Raw genomic sequence first — 18248 nt, forward strand, 5'->3', positions numbered from 1 at the left:
TGCTCCGCACGCGAATCCGGTCGGTCGGCGGCGAAACGGTGTGCTCCGCATCCGCCCGGCGCGCTCAGCGACCCAGCTTCTCCGCGCACGCGACGCAGTGCTCGGCGAACGGGCGCACCTCCAGTCGCGCGGTCGGGATCGGCCTTCCGCAGACCGCGCAGACGCCGTACGTCCCCGCGTTCATGCGGGTCAGCGCGTCGTCGACCTGGTGCAGCTCCGCGGCGGCGTCCTCCGCGAGGGCCGTGAGGCGCGACCACTCGGAGGACAGCGTCACGCCCTCGGGATCGTGCTCGTCGTCATCGTTCGATCCCTCGCGCTCACGCAGCAACGCAACGAGTGCGAGGTCCGACGCCGCGACGCGCGCCTCCGCCTGCACGCGGCGCTCGTCGAGGAGCGCTCGCAGCCGGTCCTGCTCGCCCACCCGCCCGGAACCTCAGTTCAGCAGGACGGCGAGGAGGGAGGATCCGCCGCCGACGAGGATCAGGGCCACGATCACGACCCACGCCGTGATCCGGATGCGGCGCTGGCGCCGATCGCTGTAGAGCGAGAGGTCTTCGGTCTCGTCGGGGTCGGCGTTCATGCGTCGATCGGCTCCGCGACGGTGGGGCCGAAAGCGGCCGGGAGCGTCGCCTGCGACGTGGCGCGCAGTTCGGCGACGGGGATCGTGAACACGTCCTGGATCTCAAGCGCGGGCTCCGTGTCGGTCACGCCGATGCGCAGCACCGGGTAGCCGCGGCCCTCGCAGAGTCCGCGGAACTTCACGTCGTCCTCCCGCGGCACGGTCACGATCACGCGGCCCGTCGACTCGGAGAACAGCGCCGTCGCGGCATCCACGCCGTCGCGCTCCATGAGCTCGGTCAGCCACACGCGGGCGCCGACGCCGAAGCGCATGACGCCCTCGGCGAGGGCCTGGCCGAGACCGCCCTCGCTGACGTCGTGCGCCGAGGAGATGAGCCACTCGTCGCGCGCGGCGCCGATGAGTCCGGCGAGACGCTTCTCGCCGGCGAGGTCGACGCGCGGCGGCAGGCCGCCGAGGTGGCCGTGGACGACGTCGGCCCAGGCGGATCCGGAAAGCTCGGTCGAGGTGGTGCCGAGCAGGTAGATGTTCTGGCCCTCGTCCTGCCAGCCCGACGGGATCCGGCGGGAGACGTCGTCGATGATGCCGAGCACGCCGACCAACGGGGTCGGATGGATCGGGACGTCGCCGGTCTGGTTGTAGAACGAGACGTTGCCGCCCGTGACCGGGGTGCCGAGCTCGAAACAGCCGTCGGCGAGGCCGTCGACGGTCTGACCGAACTGCCACATGACCTCGGGGTTCTCCGGGGATCCGAAGTTGAGGCAGTCGGTGATCGCGGTGGGCTCGGCGCCGGTGACGGCGACGTTGCGGTACGCCTCCGCGAGGGCGAGCTGCGCTCCCGCGTAGGGGTCGAGCTGGCTGTACCGGCCGTTGGCGTCGGTCGAGATCGAGAAGCCGAGGCCCGACTCCTCGTCGACGCGGATCATGCCGGCGTCGTCCGGGAAGCTCAGCGCCGTGTTGCCGAGCACGTAGTAGTCGTACTGGTTGGTGATCCAGCGGGTGTCGGCGAGGTTCGGGCTCTCCAGCAGCGCCAGGAACTGCTGCTTCAGAGCCTCCGGGTCGTTGTCGCGGGGGAGCAGCTCGGCCGCGTCGGCCTGCAACGCGTCGATCCAGGTCGGGTAGGCGACCGGGCGGTCGTAGACCGGGCCGTCGACGGCGACCGTGGACGGATCCACGTCGACGATCCGCTCGCCCTGCCAGTCGATGACGAGGCGGCCGTCGCCGGTCACCTCGCCGAGCACCGAGGTCTCCACGTCCCACTTCTTCACGACGGCGAGGAACGCGTCGAGCTTCTCGGGGGCGACGATGGCCATCATGCGCTCCTGCGACTCCGACATGAGGATCTCCTCGGCCGTGAGCGTGGGGTCGCGCAGCAGCACGTTGTCGAGCGAGACGTGCATGCCGCTGTTGCCGTTCGCGGCCAGCTCGGAGGTGGCGCAGGAGATGCCGGCGGCGCCGAGGTCCTGGATCGCCTCGACGAGCTCGTCGCGGTAGAGCTCCAGGCAGCACTCGATGAGCACCTTCTCGGCGAACGGGTCGCCGACCTGCACGGCGGGGCGCTTGGTCGGGCCAGTCGAGTCGAAAGAATCGGAGGCGAGGATCGAGGCACCGCCGATGCCGTCGCCGCCGGTGCGGGCGCCGAAGAGCACGACCTTGTTGCCGACGCCAGTGGCGTTCGCGAGCTTGAGGTCCTCGTGACGCAGCACGCCCACCGCGAGCGCGTTCACGAGCGGGTTCGCCTGGTAGACGGCGTCGAACACCGTCTCCCCGCCGATGTTCGGCAGGCCCAGGCAGTTGCCGTAGAAGCTGATGCCGGCGGTCACGCCGTGCACGACGCGAGCGGTGTCCGGGTCGTCGAGCGCCCCGAACCGCAGCGCGTCCATCACGGCGACCGGGCGCGCGCCCATCGAGATGATGTCGCGCACGATCCCGCCGACGCCGGTCGCGGCGCCCTGGAACGGCTCGATGAAGGAGGGGTGGTTGTGCGACTCGGCCTTGAAGGTGACGGCCCAGCCCTCGCCCACGTCGATGACGCCGGCGTTCTGGCCCATGCCGACCATGAGGCGCTTGCGCATCTCGTCGGAGACCTTCTGCCCGAACCGGCGCAGGTAGTTCTTGCTCGACTTGTAGGAGCAGTGCTCGCTCCACATGACCGAGTACATCGCCAGCTCGCCCGACGTGGGGCGGCGGCCGAGGATCTCCCTGATCCGCGCGTACTCGTCGTCCTTGAGGCCGAGCGCCGCGTACGGCTGCTCCTTCTCGGGCGTCGCCGCGGCGTTGGCGACGGAGTCGGGGACGTGCGTGGGGGCGGTGGCGTTGGCGGTCACGCGGGCTCCTGGAACGAGGCGAGGCGGGGCGGGATCCAGTCTACCGGCGGCGGGGATCCGGATCCGCTCCGGGGTCCGGGCCGCGTGACGCCGAATTCAGCCGGCGCATAGAATCGGGGAGCGGCACCGTCCGTGCATCGTGCCGACGTGGGGTGCGCGACGGAGCGCAGGAAGCAGGACTCGCATGAGTGTGAAGTACGACCAGGGAACGCCGGATCCGGCGACGCGGACGCTGGATTCCGTCACCGGCATCAGCAAGAAGGGTCTGCCGACCGGCACGGTCGGGGTGCTCGGCGCACTCGTGATCGGCATCTCGACGTGCGCGCCGGCGTACACGCTGACGGCCGCGGTCGGACCGGCGGCGAGCGAGGTCGGGTACCAGACCCCCGCGATCTTCCTCATGGGCTTCATCCCCATGCTGCTCGTGGCGCTCGGTTACCGCGCCCTGAACTCGGCGATGCCCGACTCCGGCACGTCGTTCACCTGGGCGACAAGGGCGTTCGGCCCGTGGATCGGGTGGATGGCCGGCTGGGGTCTCATCGCGGCGACCGTGCTCGTGCTGTCGAACCTCGCCGGAATCGCCGTGGAGTTCCTGTTCCAGTCGATCAGCATCCTCGTCGGGGATCCGTCGATCGCCGACCTTGCGGCGAACAAGTTCATCAACATCGCCGTGTGCCTCGCGTTCATGGCGCTCGCCACGCTCATCTCCTACCGCGGCATGACGTCGACCAAGGTGTTCCAGTACATCACCGTGATCTTCCAGATGGCGGTCATGGTGTGGTTCGTCGTCGCGATGTTCATCGGCGCCGCCGACCCGGCCAACAAGGAGGCGAAGCTTCCGGAGCTGAGCTGGTTCAACCCCTTCGAGGTGTCGAGTTTCAGCGCCTTCGCCGCGGGTATCGCGGTGTCGATCTTCGTCTATTGGGGCTGGGACACGGTGCTCACCATGGGCGAGGAGACCAAGCCCTCGAAGGGACGCCTCTCGACCGAGAGCAAGGCGGCGATGATCCTCGTCGCGATCCTCGTCGTCCTCTACGTCGGCACCGCGACCGCGACGGTGGCCTTCGCGGGCCTCGGCGACGGGCCGACGGGCCTCGGCAACGTCGACATCGTGGAGAACGTGTTCGCCGCGCTCGCGCACCCCGTGATGGGGCCGGCGGCGATCCTGCTCTCCCTCGCGATCCTCGTCAGCGCGATGGCGTCGATCAACTCGACGGCGATCTCGCCCGCACGCACCCTGCTCGCGATGTCGCACTACGGGGCGCTGTCGCCGTCGCTGAAGAAGGTGCACCCGAAGTACAAGTCGCCATACGTGGCGCTGCTGCTCTCCTCGATCGTCGCCTCCGTGTTCTACGCGGTGATGCGCTTCATCAGCGAGGACGTCCTCTGGGACACGATCACCGCCCTCGGGATGATGGTCTGCTTCTACTACGGCGTCACCGCGCTCGCGAGCCCCTGGTACTTCCGCAAGTCGGCGTTCCGCGAGGGCTTCGGGTCGATCCTGATGAAGATCGTGCTGCCCGGCATCGGCGGGATCCTGCTGCTCATCGTGTTCGTGAAGACGACCATCGACGCGATGGATCCCAACGCCGGATCCGGCAGCAGCATCGGCGGGATCGGTCTCGTCGGCATCATCGGAGTGACCGTGCTCGGCCTCGGCGTGATCCTGATGTTCGTGCAGGCGAAGGCGTCGCCGGACTTCTTCCGCGGCCAGCGCCTGGCGCGCGCCGACGCGACGAACGACACCTCGGCGCTGCAGGTGTTCGACGACGGACTCGGCGGCTGATCGAGTCCGCCACTACGGACGGGTCGTGCGCTCGCCGGTTGCGGAGCGCGGCGCCTGTGGATAACTTTCTCAGCCCTCGGGCGGGTGCCGTTACGGTGTGGGGATGAACCCTCGGCGCAGTGCTCTCGGCATCCCGTCGCGTGGCCGCAGGCGCGCCGCGCGGGCGCCCCGTGCCGGCATCGCGTCGGCCCTCGTCGTCGCGATCGGTGTTGTCGCGATCGGTCTCGCGGGATGCGCTCCCGGACCAGCCCCGAAGCCGACTCCGACACCGTTGTTCACGAGCGAGGCCGATGCGTTCAAGGCGGCGGAGCAGGTCTATCGGGATTACATCGAGTCCGTTAATGCGCATGAGACCGATCCGGCTTCCGACCCGCAGCGGTACCTCGCCGGAGGCGCACTTGAAGAAGACATTTCCTCCGTTCGTGATCAAGAGTTGTCTGGTAAAAAGATCGTCGGCGCAACTGAAGTCGCTTTATACAGGTCCGAGTCATACGACTCCGCATCGACGACTGTGAAGAGCTTCGTGTGCCTAGATGTGTCATCTTCGCGGATTCTGGATGCGAACGGCAATGACATCACACCGCAAGATCGTCCGCCGGTCGTGGCTGTTGCAGTGTCAATGACATTGGTGTCTGCCGCGTTCAAGATCGTCGGCATGAGCGCCAGCAACGAGCCATGTTCATGAGATCAACTGGCGCATCACTCGTTGGGATTGCCGTTGCGGCAGTCATTCTTGGTTGGCACGCGCCAAATTCACTAGGCGCCGCGATTCAGGTGCGAGCTGGCGCATCGTGTTCGATCGCAGAGATTAGGTCTGGCGAATGCCGCTCGGACGGAACCGGGGTTGGAATCGGTGACACCAGGACCAACGGGGACGGGGGCACGGGGAATTCCGATACGAATGGCTCTGACGGCAGTGGTTTTGGCGGTTCCGGCGATCCGGGTGCGTCCTCCGACGATGCCACCCCGACGCCATCCCCGCAGGAGGTCTGCTTGGCGACTCCGGGTCCGCCCAGCGCATACTGCCGCTCGCTCAGACCCATCGGTGTGGTCGTCGGCCAACCCTCTCCGGCGACGCCCGGCTGGAGCGCCACGATCTCCGACCTGGCCCGCTTCGTCCCCGCGACGGCGACGGTCGTCGGCGAACCGGACAACGTCGCGGTCGTCGGTCTTCCCGCGAACTTCCTTAGCAGCGCCGCGACGGAGACCCTCCCCGGCGCGATCCTCGGCCGGCCCCTGACCATTCGATTCACGCCGGTGAGCTACGCGTTCGACTACGGCGACGGCGAGCGGCGCACGAGCACCACTCCGGGCGCGGCCTGGGACGCAAGTGGACAGCCCCAATTCACCCCCACCGACACGAGCCACGTCTTCACAGAGCCCGGCACTTTCACGGTGACCGCCACAGTCACCTACTCCGCAGAGATCGACCTCGGCGCCGGCTGGGTTCCGATCAACGGCACCCTGACCGGTCCCCCCGCGAGTCGAGAGATCCGCGTAGTCAAGGCGTACACGGCGCTCGTCCAGGCCACCTGCACCGAACGGTCTCCGGCGCCGGGGTGCTGAGGGCGCTCGGTCTCCGCCCGCCGGGACGCCCCAGGGATCAGATTCGAGCGCCTCGCGATGCCCGGATCCTCGGTCCGTCCGAAGCCGGGGTCGAGAGCGCGCCGTGTGCCGGCATCCGGAAGGTCAGCGGCACAGAGCTCTGGAACTCCGAGGCGAAGCGCCCCGTGCCGTGCAAGTCGGCGCCGAGTTCGCGCACCGTCGCGACGAGCTGGGTGAGCTGGTGCGACGAGGGGCCCGCGGGGCCGCCGGTCTGGGAGTCGATCAGGGCTTTCTGGATCGTGCGGACAGACGCGATGCGGGTCGGCTGCGCGCGCGTCGTCTCATCGAGGCCACTCGTCCAGAGGCGCGCGTCGGGGTGCGAGTAGAACACGCAGGTCTGCACGTAGGGCGCGGAGCCGTGCTGTGCGAGCAGGTGCCGATGGAAGCGACGCGCCTGCCGCCGCACCTGCGAGGCGGGGGAATCGGATCCCAGATGGGTGCGCACGTCGAGACGCTCGGTGCCGTCCGGTGTCACCGAGATCGCGAACGAGGTCGGCAGGGCGCTCTCGTCGAACAGCACCCCGAGCGCCCCCGCGAGGGACGACGGCTTCTTCCCGTCGAGGATGAGCCCCTTCCAGTTCTTGCTGTCGACCAGCACGACGGCCTTCTCGGTGATCACGAGGTGATCGAGCTGAGCGCAGTACGGGGCGAGGGATCCGTCGTCCTGAGGGGAGAACACGATGTTGGTCGCGACGATCGCGTCGAGCCCGGCCGCCTCGCAGGCATCGACGAGCACCTCGCGAGACGCGAGCTCCCAGCGCAGACCGCGGCCGGCGAGCAGCCGCGATCCCTCCTCGTTGGCGACGGCGGCGTCGCGTTCGGCGGTGAGCGTGCGCACCTGCTCCGCATGAGCGTCGAGGCGCTCCTTCGTCTCCGTGTCGTGGCGGGCGGTCAGCCCGGCCAGCGTCTCGTCGTGCGCGCTCTGTAGTTCGCGCGTCGCACTGGCCTGGCGCTCGACGAGCGAGCTCTCCTCGTCGGCATAGCGGCGCTGCAGTTCATCCGCGACTCGTCGATTGCGGCGGATCAGACCCCACACCGTGAGTGCGAACGCGATGACCAGCACCGCGACGACGGCCAGCAGAACCAGAGTGGGGATCTCCATCCGTCCAGCCAATCAGCGTCTGCCGAGTTTCCCGGCGCGTCGTGTGCGCGTGGCGCCGACCCGGGACATGGTTCCCATCCGGATGTCCGCGACTGCGCCGACGGGGGTCGCCGCGCGACGCTCGCGGCACACATCCCGATCACTCCAGGGAGAAGCGGGTCGACCGGAACTCCGGTCCAGTCTCGGAGATCGATACTACAGGTCAAGTCTCGTTTTCTCATTCATTGTGCCAATTATCTGGCCGTTATTGCTTCACGAAATGATCTCCGATTTGGCGGGGATCCCGTCGCGGGCGGATACTCGACCCGTCCCGGACGTCGATCCCGCCCGGCGTCCAACAATGACCGAGACCTCCCCCTTCCTGCCCGCCGCGCCCGACCGCCGCATCGCCGTCGTCGGTGCCGGACGCCTCGGCGGCGTGTTCGCGCGGGCACTGCGCGAGGCCGGGTTCACCGTGATCGGGCCGCTCCGCCGGGACGACCCGATCCCGGCCGTCGACGTCGCGATCCTGTGCGTGCCCGATGCGGCGATCCGCGACGCGGCGGACGCGACTCGCCCGCATGCAGGGCTCGTCGGTCACACGTCGGGCGCGACCGGGCTCGACGAGGCAGACTTCAGCATCCACCCGCTGCAGACCTTCACCGGATCCGAGGAGCCGGGCGTCTTCCGCGGTATCGGAGCGGCGGTCGACGGGCGCACGCCGGAAGCGCTCGACACCGCGCGATACCTGGCCGACGCGCTCGGTGCAGATCCGTTCCCCGTCGACGATGCGCACCGCGCGGGGTACCACGCGTCCGCGTCGATCGCCTCGAACCTGCTGCTCGCCGTGCTCGATGCGGCCGAGCGGGCGGCCGGAGCCGCGGGGATCCCGTCCACGCAGGCACGAGCGGTTCTCGCGCCTCTTGTGCGCCAGACGGTCGAGAACTGGGCCGAGCGCGGAGCGGCGGCGGCTCTCACCGGGCCGATCGTCCGCGGAGACGAGGGAACCGTCGCCCGGCAGAGGGCGGCCATCGCCGACGGCGCCCCGGAACTGCTCGCAGTCGTCGACGCGCTGACCGCGCAGACCCGCACGATCGCCAGGCGCGCGCTCGACGGCGCCGGCGCGCGCTCGACGCCCCGGGGAGGGGCCGACCGAAGCATCGGCCGCCGCGACTCCTCCACACCCCCAGGGGTGGTCACCGTCACCGAGGAGAGTCGCGCATGAGGATCATCCGGACGATCGCCGAGGTCCGCGAGGCGGTCCGCGACGCGCGGCGCCAGGACAGGAGGGTCGGCCTCGTGCCGACCATGGGCGCCTTCCACGAGGGGCACCTCGCCCTCATGCGCGCGGCGAGGAGGGACAACGGTCTCGTCGTCGTCTCGCTGTTCGTGAACCCCACGCAGTTCGGCCCGAACGAGGATCTCAGCCGCTATCCGCGCGATGAGGCCCGGGATGCCGTGCTGGCGGAGCGCGAGGGCGTCGACATCCTGTTTGCACCGGAGCCCTCCGAGATGTACCCGGACGGCTTCGCGACGACGATCCATGTCTCCGGCCTCACCGACGTGCTCGACGGCGCGCAGCGCGGTGCCCGTCACTTCGACGGCGTCGCCACGATCGTCGCCAAGTTGTTCGGGATCGTCGCCCCCGACGTGGCCTATTTCGGGCAGAAGGACGCGCAGCAGGTGCTCGTCGTGCGGCGACTCGTGCGCGACCTCGACCTTGACGTCCGGATCGAGGCCGTGCCGACGGTGCGCGAGGCGGACGGTCTGGCGATGAGCTCGCGCAACGTGTACCTCGACGGCGCGGCCCGACAGCGGGCCACGGCGCTGAACCGGGCGCTCGAGACGGCCGCCGCGCGAGCGGCGGCGGGAGAACGCGACGCCGTGGTCATCGAGGCCGCCGCTCGCGAGGTGCTCGCCGCTTCCGGCATCCGCCCCGAGTACCTCGAACTGCGCGACGCGCATGACCTGCAGGCGATGGACCGGCTCGACCGCGACGGCCTGCTCGCCGTCGCCGCCCGGGTCGGCGACGCACGCCTGATCGACAACCGCCTCCTGAAAGCGAACCACTGATGCAGCGCACCATGCTCAAGTCGAAGATCCATCGCGCGACCGTCACCGGATCCGACCTGCACTACGTCGGGTCGATCACGATCGATCCCGATCTGCTCGAGGCCGCCGACATCCTGCCGCACGAGCAGGTGCACGTCGTCGACGTCGACAACGGGTCGCGCTTCGAGACCTACACGATCGCGGGCGAACGCGGCACGGGAACGGTGCAGGTCAACGGCGCGGCGGCGCGGCTCGTGCATCAGGGCGACACCGTCATCGTCATCTCCTATGCCGCCTACGCCCCCGCGGATCTGGACGACTACGCTCCGACCGTCGTGCACGTCGATCGAGGCAACCGCATCCTCCAGGTCGACACGGCCGTGGATCTGCTGCTCACGGAGGCCGTCGCGTGAGCGTGCACGCGGCACCCGGTCGCCGACGGACCCTCGGCGACCTTGCGGCGAAGAAGGCGGCGGGCGAGCCGATCGTCATGGTCACCGCCTACGACCATCCCGGGGCGCAGATCGCTGAAGAGGCGGGCGTCGACATGGTGCTCGTCGGCGACTCCGCCGCGATGACCGTGCTCGGCTACGACAGCACCGTGCCGGTCTCCGTCGACGAGATGCTCATGCTCACGCGCGCGGTGCGCCGGGGTCTGCACGGGCCTCTGCTGGTGGCCGATCTGCCGTTCGGATCCTACGAGGCCTCCGACGAGCAGGCGATCGCGACCGCGCAGCGTTTTCTGAAGGAGACGGGCTGCGACCTCGTCAAGATCGAGCGCGGCGGCACGACGGTGGACCGTGCCCGCGCGCTCGTCGCGGCCGGCATCCCCGTCGTCGGCCACGTCGGACTGACGCCGCAGACGGCGACCTCCCTCGGCGGCTACCGGGCGCAGGGCCGCACGGCCGAGGCGGCGCTCGCGGTGATCGACAGCGCTCTGGCGCTGCAGGACGCCGGATGCTCGGTGCTCGTCGTCGAAGCGGTGCCGGGCGAGGTGGCGGCCGCGCTCACGCCGCTGCTCGAGATCCCCGTGATCGGGATCGGCGCGGGCGCCGCGGTCGACGGGCAGGTGCTCGTGTTCCACGATCTGCTCGGGATCTACGACGGTCCCGCGCCGAAGTTCGTGAAACGGTACGCATCGCTGCGCGCGGAAGCCGTCGCCGGGATCTCGGCCTACGCGGCGGAGGTGCGATCGGGGGCGTATCCGGCGGCCGAGCACGGGTACGGGATGGCCCCCGGAGAGGCGTCGCGGCTCGACGACCTGCTCGCAGGACGCTGACGCGTCTGCGGCACCCCGTCGGCCCATCGAGCGGGCCCGCCCTCACGCGGCGGCGGGTCGTCGGCGCAGGAGAGGGCCGGCGGCACGTGCGGGGCGCGATCGCTTCGGCGTCGCTGTCCTCGCGCCGCTCGACTGAGCGCGGAGGAGGATCCCCGCTGACCGGTGCACGGGCGCGTGGATCGCGCCTCAGGCGGGGACGGGAACGTCGGTGCAGGCGAAGGACCGGCGGTACGCGCTCGGCGCGATACCGACCTCGCGGGCGAAGTGATGGCGGAAGAGCGTCGCGGATCCGAACCCGCTCGATGCCGCGATCTCGTCGATCGACGCGTCCGTCGTCTCCAGCAGGAGCCGTGCGTGCAGCACGCGCTGAGCGGTGAGCCATTGCATCGGGGTCACGCCCGTCTCGGCCACGAACCGGCGGGCGAACGTCCGCGTCGACATGTGCGCGTACTGGGCGAGCGAGGCGACGGAGTGCGGCTCGGCGAGGTGGTCGTTCAAGTGCTGGATCACCGTCGCCAGCACGTCCCCCTCCGCGTCGGGCACGGGGCGATCGATGTACTGCCGCTGGCCGCCGTCGCGCTGAGGAGGAACCACCATGTTCCGGGCGATCACGTTCGCCACGGCACTGCCGAGTTCACGCCGGACCAGGTGGAGGCTCGCGTCGATGCCCGCCGCGGTGCCCGCACTCGTGATGAGCGCGCCGTCGTCGACGAAGAGCACGTCCGGATCCACGCGCGCCTGCGGATGGCGTCGCTGCAGCTCCGCGGCGTAACGCCAGTGCGTCGTGCATCGACGACCGTCGAGCAGCCCCGCAGCGCCCAGCACGAACACTCCGGAGCAGACGGCGAGCAGGATCGCGCCGCGCTCCGCACCCCGTCGCACGGCGTCGACGAGTGCGGGAGGGTACTCGGAGTCGGGTCGTAGGCTCAGCGCGGGGATCGCGATGACGTCGGCGTCGTCCATCGCCTCAAAGCCGTACGGGGGCGTGATCTGCACCCCGATCGGGCTCGCCACAGGCCGCCCCGCCTCCTGGCCGCACACGCGGAAGTCGAAGGCGGGGACGTCGGAGTACGTGCTGCGGTCGAGGCCGAAGACCTCGCTGAGCAGGCCGAACTCGAAGGCGGCGACGCCGTCGACGATCGGAACGGCGATCGAACGGATCATGCCGACACTGTACTGGCTGGATCTTTATGAAGATAGACCGTCGGCCATATCGTGGCCGGATCCTTATGTTCGTAACGTCAGAGACATGACTGAGATCACTGCACCCCGCTCCGTCCGAGCCGTCCGCACCATCGACCGCGCGATCCCGCGCGCGACGGGGCAGCCGCATGTGTCGACCGCGCGCTTCGCGCTCTGGCGCTGGTTCCCGCGTGAGATCCTGCAGCGCGGCGGCCGCGTGGACCGCGACATCGAGAGGGGCTACCGCGACCTGCAGGCCGCGCGAGACCGCAGCGAGTGGTGACCCGGCCTCGATCCGCACAAGTCCGCCGATGACACCCTTCCTCGTGCGGCGCCGTGACGCCTCGGCGGGGCGTGGCCGGTGCAGGGGTGGGCGCGCGGGTCGACCCGTTCGACACGGCAGCGTCCCGAGGCGGATCGCTGTCGGCAGCGCGTCAGATGAGCCGGCGGAGAGCCTCTTCCAGCGCAACACCCTGGGCGTCGGCGCGGTCGCGGAGGCGCGCGTGCTCATCGCCCGTCAAGGCCACCGTGAGCGTGATCGGTGCTGCGGCGGCCGGCAGATCGAGTCCGTCGAGGAGATCGGATGCTTCCGCCCACAGCGCGGGCGCCGTGGCGGTACGGGATGCCCCCGCTGCGGAGGGCCGCTCTGCTCCGGCCCGGTTCGTCGCGGCGGGAGGGATCGCGGGCGCCGATCCGGTCGCCTGCGACGCACGCGTGTAGCCGGGGCCGCGGTCCGGATCCTGTCTGCGCTGATACGCGGTCGCGGCCGCGTTCGCCCGCACGTCCGCGGCCTCGTTGAGGGGGTGCCCGGCGTGGCCCTTCACCCAGGTGAACGACACGTCGCGGCCGACCAGGGACTGGTCGATCCCCTCGAGCAACTCGCGGTTCAGCACCGGTCCGCCGTCCGACTTGCGCCACCCCTTGCGCTTCCAGCCGGGCATCCACTTCGTCACGGAGTCGATCACGTACCGACTGTCGCACTCGATCACGAGCTTCTCGTCCGCCGTGCTCGCCGTTGCGCGGAGCAGCTCGAGCACCGCCTGCAGCTCGCCCTGGTTGTTCGTGCCGTGCGGGGATCCCCCGGCGGCCCAGTTCTGCTCGTCGATGTACCAGGCCCAGCCGTTGGGGCCGGGGTTGCCCAGGGCGGATCCGTCGGCCGCGGCGGTGATCGTCATTCCTCTAACGTACGGTGCGACGGACCGATGCCCGGGCGTGGCGCTACCCATCCTTTCCGGGATCCGGGCGCCCAGCTCCCGGGACGCGGCGCTCGGCGTGCCGTTTGCAGGAGAAAGTGGCACGGCGCGGCGACGTACGGGGTTAGACGACGAAATCTCCTGCATTCGGACGGTACAGGCTGGAACTCCGTCGCGCGAGGCGGCCGGGTGGCGGCCCGTGTAGGCCGCGCGCCGGGGTGCGAACGAACCTGCAAGGTCGTCGCGGGTGGTGATGAATCTGCGGAGAGGGTCGCGCGAGGCCTTCCCTTCCGATACATAACGACATATCGTTGAGCATCGCTCAGAACCAGGGCGGACCAACGAGGAGGTCATCATGAACGGCACATACGCACCCCGGGGCTTCGGCGGCCCGGGCTTCGGCGGACGCGGGTTCGGCGGGCGCCCCGGTGGTCCGGGCGGGGGCATCTGGGAAGCGATGGAGCAGTTGCGCGCCTCCTTCGAACAGAGGGCGGGATCCGGCGGGCGCATGGGGCGCGGGGACGTGCGCACAGCCGTCCTGACACTGCTCGCCGAAGCTCCGATGCACGGGTATCAGATCATCCAGGAGATCTCCGAGCGCAGCGGCGGGGCCTGGAAGCCCAGCGCGGGATCCGTCTACCCCACCCTGCAGCTGCTCGCCGACGAGGGCCTCATCGAGGCCTCGGAGCAGGGCGGCCGCAAGACGTACTCGCTCACCGAAGCGGGACGCGCCGTCGCCGACGAGGCGTCCGAGAACCCTGCGCCGTGGGAGGCGCCGGGCGCTCGTGCCGGGGCTGCGCAGTTCGGCGCACTCCCCAAGGCGGGCATGGATCTGGCCGGCGCCGCCGCGCAGGTCGCCCGGACGGGGACGCCGGAGCAGGTGGAGCAGGCGATCGCGGTCCTCGACGAGGCCCGGCGCAAGCTGTACGCGATCCTCGCCGACTGATGCCGGACGGGGAGAGCGATGCGGAGTGGTTCCTGAGTGGTGTGCCGGCGCCTCGGCAACCTGGTGCGCCCGAAGAGGCCGCCCGCGCGGAGCAGGACGCGGCTGCGCGCACGCAGCAGATCGACGACGCCCCCGGCGTGCAGGATCGCAGGACAGGTCCGGGCTCGCCCGAGACGGCGGATCCCGATCGCGACGGCGAGCCGCATCGACTACCCGGAGGCGGCCCTGCGCCGGCTCAAGCCGCCGCACCCGGGGACGGTCGCGGTTCCTCCGCCGAGCCGGATCGAGCGTCCGCGCCGTCGCCGGGACGTGACGTCGACGGCAGACCGGCGTCGGCAAAAGTGCTCCCGGAGCCAGGGCCGCGCGCGGTCGGGGTGGGGGATCCGGCCGCCGACCGCACGCTGAAGGCGCGCTATCGCAGAATCCTCGGGTTCGCGGGGCGTGCGCTGTTCCAGGTGTGGTGGTTCGAGATCGCACTCCCGCGGATCGGCCTCGTCGGCGTCGCGGAGCGCGGCCGCGAGCAGCGGATGCGCCGGCTCGCCCAACGGTTCCACGTCCTCGCGGTCGAGCTGGGTGGGCTCATGATCAAGGTCGGCCAGTTCCTGTCCTCGCGCCTCGACGTGCTGCCCCCGGAGATCACGAAGGAGCTCGAGGGCCTGCAGGACGAGGTCCCGGCCGTCCCGTTCCCCGCCATCCGCGCGCTCGCGGAGGCCGAACTGGGCGTGCCGCTCGGCCGGGCCTTCGCCTTCTTCGACGAGACCCCGCTCGCCGCGGCCTCGCTGGGCCAGGCCCACCGAGCCCGGCTCGCCCCGACCGATGCGGCCGAGGCGGGCTTCGCCGACGTCGTCGTCAAGGTCCAGCGACCCGGGATCGATCGGGTCGTCGCGACCGACCTTGCCGCGCTCCGGCGGGTGAGCGGGTGGCTCCGCCGGATCCGCTTCGTGGCCGACCGCGTGGACGCTCCGGCGCTCGTCGAGGAGTTCGCGCAGACGAGCCTGGAGGAGATCGACTACCTGCACGAGGGCGCGGCGGCGGAGCGGTTCCGAGAGGACTTCGCCGACGATCCGCGGGTCGATGCGCCGCTCGTCGCCTGGGAGCGGACCACGCGTCGGGTGCTCACGCTCTCCGACGTCACGGCCATCAAGATCAACGACGTCGACGCGCTGCGAGCGGCCGGAATCGACCCCGCAGAGGTGGCCCGGGTGTTCGCGGAGGTCATGTTCGACCAGGTGTTCACGTACGGCTTCGTGCACGCGGATCCGCATCCGGGGAACATCTTCGTGACACCGGCAGAGGGACCCGTCGACGATCGAACGCCTCCCTGGCGCCTCACCTTCATCGACTTCGGCATGATGGCCGAGGTACCGGACGGGATCCGTCAGGGCCTGCGCACCCTGTTCATCGCGGTCGCCGCGCGGGACGGGAAGGGTCTCGTGGACGCGGCGCAGGAGATCGGCGTGCTCCTGCCCTCGGCGGACACCCGCGAGCTGGAGCGCGCGTTGACCGCCCTCTTCGCCCGCTTCGGCGGGATGGGTTTCGCGGAGCTGCGCGACGTGGATCCGCGGGAGTTCCAGGACTTCGCGAACGAGTTCGGTGACATGGTCCGCGGGTTGCCGGTGCAGCTCCCGGAGGGTCTGCTGCTGCTGATCCGCGCCGTCTCGCTGACGTCCGGGATGTGCAGCGGGTTGGATCCGCGGTTCAACATCTGGGAGTCGGTCGAGCCCTATGCGACGCGGCTGCTGCGCGACGAGAGCGGCACCATGCTGCAGGACCTGGCCCGGCAGGCGATGTCGACGATGGGGATCGTCGCGCGGCTGCCGAAACGCGTCGACGCTGCGCTCACGGGCCTCGAGCAGGGCACGCTCACGATCGACACGTCGCGGCTGGAGAGGCGCCTCGACCACATCGACGCCCTGGTGCGCCGCGGGGTCTCGGCGCTGATGTTCGCGGCGCTGCTCATCGGCGGTGCGCTCGTGCTGACGCCGGCGCCCCCGCTGGGCGTGGTCCTCATGAGCGTCTCCGCGCTGCCGCTGCTCCACGCCGTGTTCGCCGGGATGTTCCGGGGACGCCGGCCGCGCTGACACGAGGATCGCGGGCGTCGATCGCGGCGAAGGCGGATCCGACTAAAGGATCCTTTGACATCGCTGACCGGCCCGTTTAACGTACAACCAAATGGTTGTACGAAATGAAGTGAGCGATGAGCAGATCGACCGTGTGTTCCAGGCCCTGGCGGCGAGCACGCGGCGCGACATCCTGCGCCGCACGATCGACCGCGAGCAGTCCGTCTCCGACCTCGCGCGCGACTACGACATGTCGTTCGCGGCCGTGCAGAAGCACGTCGCCGTCCTCGAGGCGGCCGAGCTCATCATCAAGCGCGCCGAGGGACGCGAGCGGCTCGTCCGCGCGAATCCGGAGATGATCGCCCGCGCACGCCTGCTCCTCTCCCGTTACGAGGAGCTCTGGCGAAGCCGCATCGCCCGCCTCGACGATCTGCTCGCCGAGGATCCGGCCCCGACGAGCGATCCGCACGGCGCCTGACCGAACCCGCCTGACACAAACAGCATCACCGAAACAGAAGGAGCGTGACATGCCCGTCACCGATGTGATCACCGACCCCGACAACCTGACCCTCACGATCATCGCCGACTTCGCCGCACCCGTGGAGCGCGTGTGGGATGCCTACGCCGATCCGCGGCAGTTGGAGCGGTTCTGGGGCCCTCCCGGATGGCCGGCGACGTTCACCGCCTTCGACCACACCGTCGGCGGCATCGCGCAGTACCACCTCACGGGGCCGCGCGGCGAGCGCTCCTCGGGTCGGTGGGAGTTCACGCGGATCGAGGAGCCGACGGTGTTCGAGGTGCTCGACTCGTTCGTCGATGACGCCGGCGAGCCCATCGACGGGTTCTCCGCGATGCGCATGACCATCGCGCTGACCCCCACCGCCGAGGGCACGCGCATGACCGGCACGAGCCACTTCGACTCGGTCGAGGCGCTCGAGCAGGTCGTGTCGATGGGCGTCATCGAGGGCACGAAGATGGCGATGAGCCAGCTCGACGTCGTTTTGCAGGATCTGCGCGACTACGCGCAGGGCAAGGGCACCCGGCTCGAACTGCTCGACGACACGCACGTGCGGATCACCCGGCTCATCGACGGCCCGCGCGAACTCGTGTGGCGCGCGCACCACGATCCCGAGCTCGTGAAGCAGTGGATGACCGGCCCGGACGGCTGGGTCATGACCGAGAACACGGACTCGACCGTCGTGGGCGAGACCTACCGCACCTCCTGGGCTCCCGTGGGCGACACCGAGGGGCAGCCGTTCGGTTTCGAGGGGGAGGTGATCCTCATCGACGCCCCGCGCCGCGCGGTCACGACCGAGCGCATGCAGGGAACCGAGGGGCCGACCACGCTCAACGACCTCAACCTCTACGAGGAGGACGGCGCGACCCTCGTCACGCTCCTCGTCGAGTACCCCGACCAGGAGACGCGCGACACGATCCTCGCGACCGGCATGGTCGACGGCATGGAGGCGTCCTACGCGCGGATGGAGTCCGTCGTCCTCGTCTGAGGCACGCGAGGCGGCACCTCCGCGGGATGCCCCGGAGGTGCCGCCTCGTTCGCGGTCGCGGTCGCGGCGTCGCCAGCCGTTGGTACGGTCGGAGTGTGTCCGGTGTCGTGATGAAGGTGCTCCTCGTCCTGGCCGTGCTGATCCTCGTCGCCGCGGCCGTCTCGCGGCTGCGCCGCCGCCCGAACCGGTCCCGGCAACGACCGGAGCGCCAGCGCATGCCGCTGCTCGTTCCGATCGCCGGATGGACGCTGCTCGCGGCCGGGCTGCTGCTCGGTCTCTCCTCCTTCACGGCGGACGATCACGACGGCGTGCTGCTGCCCATGCGGATCGCGTCCGTCGCGATCGCCGTGGGCGGGATCGCGTTCCTCGTCATGTATCGCAACTTCTACGTCGCGCCGCGCGCCGACGAGGTCGCCTTCCGCACCGTGCTCGGACGCGAAGCGGTGATCGCCTACGCCGACATCACCGACTACGTGATCAAGCCGTCGGGGATGCAGCTCGTCCTCACCGTCCGCGCGTCCTCGGGACCCCTGCTGCGCCTCAACCTGCGCCTCTACGACATGACGCCGCTTCTCATGGCGATCGAGTTCCGCCGGCAGAAGGGGCGCTGGCCCCTGCGCGGGGAGGCGCTCGGGCTGATCGGGAACGGCTGACA

Annotated in this window: 19 protein-coding genes; 13 read left to right on the forward strand and 6 right to left on the reverse strand. The window is 70.1% G+C overall.

All coding sequences use genetic code 11. From position 1 onward, the window contains the following. Positions 1 to 64: 64 nt before the first annotated feature. From Q0P88_RS10915 to purL, 3 genes are read right to left on the reverse strand one after another with little or no spacing between them, the layout of a single operon-like run. A complete protein-coding gene (locus Q0P88_RS10915; protein WP_295014027.1) occupies positions 65 to 421 on the reverse strand; it encodes a TraR/DksA C4-type zinc finger protein in 357 nt (118 codons plus the stop codon). Positions 422 to 433: 12 nt separating this feature from the next. Then, positions 434 to 580: a hypothetical protein gene (locus Q0P88_RS10920; RefSeq protein ID WP_295014029.1), complete on the reverse strand. Its 147-nt coding sequence runs from the start codon at positions 578 to 580 to the stop codon at positions 434 to 436. Continuing rightward, positions 577 to 2904 carry a phosphoribosylformylglycinamidine synthase subunit PurL gene (gene purL / locus Q0P88_RS10925; protein WP_295014031.1) on the reverse strand — a complete coding sequence of 776 codons (2328 nt, stop codon included), beginning with the start codon at positions 2902 to 2904 and terminating at the stop codon, positions 577 to 579. Before purL ends, Q0P88_RS10920 begins: the two co-directional genes overlap by 4 nt. A gap of 184 nt (positions 2905 to 3088) precedes the next feature. Between purL and Q0P88_RS10930 the strand changes: the two genes are divergently transcribed. The 3 genes from Q0P88_RS10930 (at position 3089) to Q0P88_RS10940 (ending at position 6256) form a co-directional block, all read left to right on the forward strand. Then, positions 3089 to 4690, forward strand: coding sequence for an APC family permease (locus Q0P88_RS10930; RefSeq protein ID WP_295014032.1), 1602 nt, complete (start codon positions 3089 to 3091; stop codon positions 4688 to 4690). A gap of 103 nt (positions 4691 to 4793) precedes the next feature. Next, entirely contained in the window at positions 4794 to 5375 is a 582-nt protein-coding gene (locus Q0P88_RS10935; RefSeq protein WP_295014034.1) for a hypothetical protein, read from the forward strand. A 308-nt stretch (positions 5376 to 5683) separates the two neighbouring features. After that, positions 5684 to 6256: a hypothetical protein gene (locus Q0P88_RS10940; protein ID WP_295014036.1), complete on the forward strand. Its 573-nt coding sequence runs from the start codon at positions 5684 to 5686 to the stop codon at positions 6254 to 6256. Between the two features lie 37 nt (positions 6257 to 6293). Here the strand turns inward: Q0P88_RS10940 and Q0P88_RS10945 are convergent, their stop codons facing one another. After that, entirely contained in the window at positions 6294 to 7397 is a 1104-nt protein-coding gene (locus Q0P88_RS10945; RefSeq protein ID WP_295014038.1) for a nuclease-related domain-containing protein, read from the reverse strand. Positions 7398 to 7737: 340 nt separating this feature from the next. Between Q0P88_RS10945 and Q0P88_RS10950 the strand changes: the two genes are divergently transcribed. Genes Q0P88_RS10950 through panB form a run of 4 tightly spaced genes read left to right on the forward strand, consistent with a single transcriptional unit; the run spans position 7738 to position 10707 of the window. Further along, entirely contained in the window at positions 7738 to 8601 is an 864-nt protein-coding gene (locus tag Q0P88_RS10950; RefSeq protein ID WP_295014040.1) for a Rossmann-like and DUF2520 domain-containing protein, read from the forward strand. Next, positions 8598 to 9449, forward strand: coding sequence for a pantoate--beta-alanine ligase (panC, locus tag Q0P88_RS10955; RefSeq protein ID WP_295014042.1), 852 nt, complete (start codon positions 8598 to 8600; stop codon positions 9447 to 9449). Before Q0P88_RS10950 ends, panC begins: the two co-directional genes overlap by 4 nt. Continuing rightward, positions 9449 to 9841 (forward strand): aspartate 1-decarboxylase, encoded by a 393-nt coding sequence (gene panD / locus Q0P88_RS10960; RefSeq protein WP_295014044.1) that lies wholly within the window; start codon positions 9449 to 9451, stop codon positions 9839 to 9841. Before panC ends, panD begins: the two co-directional genes overlap by 1 nt. Next, a complete protein-coding gene (panB, locus tag Q0P88_RS10965) occupies positions 9838 to 10707 on the forward strand; it encodes a 3-methyl-2-oxobutanoate hydroxymethyltransferase (protein WP_295014046.1) in 870 nt (289 codons plus the stop codon). The genes panD and panB overlap by 4 nt, the downstream gene beginning before the upstream one ends. Before the next feature lie 186 nt (positions 10708 to 10893). Here the strand turns inward: panB and Q0P88_RS10970 are convergent, their stop codons facing one another. Beyond that, positions 10894 to 11871: a helix-turn-helix domain-containing protein gene (locus tag Q0P88_RS10970; protein ID WP_295014047.1), complete on the reverse strand. Its 978-nt coding sequence runs from the start codon at positions 11869 to 11871 to the stop codon at positions 10894 to 10896. Positions 11872 to 11956: 85 nt separating this feature from the next. Here Q0P88_RS10970 and Q0P88_RS10975 point away from each other — a divergent pair, with 85 nt between their 5' ends. After that, positions 11957 to 12172, forward strand: coding sequence for a hypothetical protein (locus Q0P88_RS10975; RefSeq protein WP_295014048.1), 216 nt, complete (start codon positions 11957 to 11959; stop codon positions 12170 to 12172). Between the two features lie 151 nt (positions 12173 to 12323). On the opposite strand, the gene Q0P88_RS10980 is transcribed toward Q0P88_RS10975, so the two are convergent. Further along, a complete protein-coding gene (locus tag Q0P88_RS10980; RefSeq protein ID WP_295014049.1) occupies positions 12324 to 13064 on the reverse strand; it encodes a ribonuclease H in 741 nt (246 codons plus the stop codon). Positions 13065 to 13437: 373 nt separating this feature from the next. Between Q0P88_RS10980 and Q0P88_RS10985 the strand changes: the two genes are divergently transcribed. From Q0P88_RS10985 to Q0P88_RS11005, 5 genes are all read left to right on the forward strand, one after another. Then, on the forward strand, positions 13438 to 14028 hold the full coding sequence (locus Q0P88_RS10985) for a PadR family transcriptional regulator (RefSeq protein WP_295014050.1): 591 nt from the start codon (positions 13438 to 13440) through the stop codon (positions 14026 to 14028). Beyond that, positions 14028 to 16109, forward strand: a complete 2082-nt coding sequence (locus Q0P88_RS10990) for an AarF/ABC1/UbiB kinase family protein (protein ID WP_295014051.1) — start codon at positions 14028 to 14030, stop codon at positions 16107 to 16109. Before Q0P88_RS10985 ends, Q0P88_RS10990 begins: the two co-directional genes overlap by 1 nt. A gap of 91 nt (positions 16110 to 16200) precedes the next feature. Next, positions 16201 to 16566, forward strand: coding sequence for a helix-turn-helix transcriptional regulator (locus tag Q0P88_RS10995; protein WP_295014053.1), 366 nt, complete (start codon positions 16201 to 16203; stop codon positions 16564 to 16566). A 49-nt stretch (positions 16567 to 16615) separates the two neighbouring features. Then, positions 16616 to 17593 carry an SRPBCC family protein gene (locus Q0P88_RS11000; RefSeq protein ID WP_295014055.1) on the forward strand — a complete coding sequence of 326 codons (978 nt, stop codon included), beginning with the start codon at positions 16616 to 16618 and terminating at the stop codon, positions 17591 to 17593. A 95-nt stretch (positions 17594 to 17688) separates the two neighbouring features. Next, positions 17689 to 18246: a hypothetical protein gene (locus Q0P88_RS11005; RefSeq protein ID WP_295014057.1), complete on the forward strand. Its 558-nt coding sequence runs from the start codon at positions 17689 to 17691 to the stop codon at positions 18244 to 18246. The last annotated feature ends 2 nt before the right edge of the window (positions 18247 to 18248 follow it).

This window comes from uncultured Microbacterium sp., from assembly GCF_945952435.1.
In the GTDB taxonomy this organism is placed as follows: Bacteria; Actinomycetota; Actinomycetes; order Actinomycetales; family Microbacteriaceae; genus Microbacterium.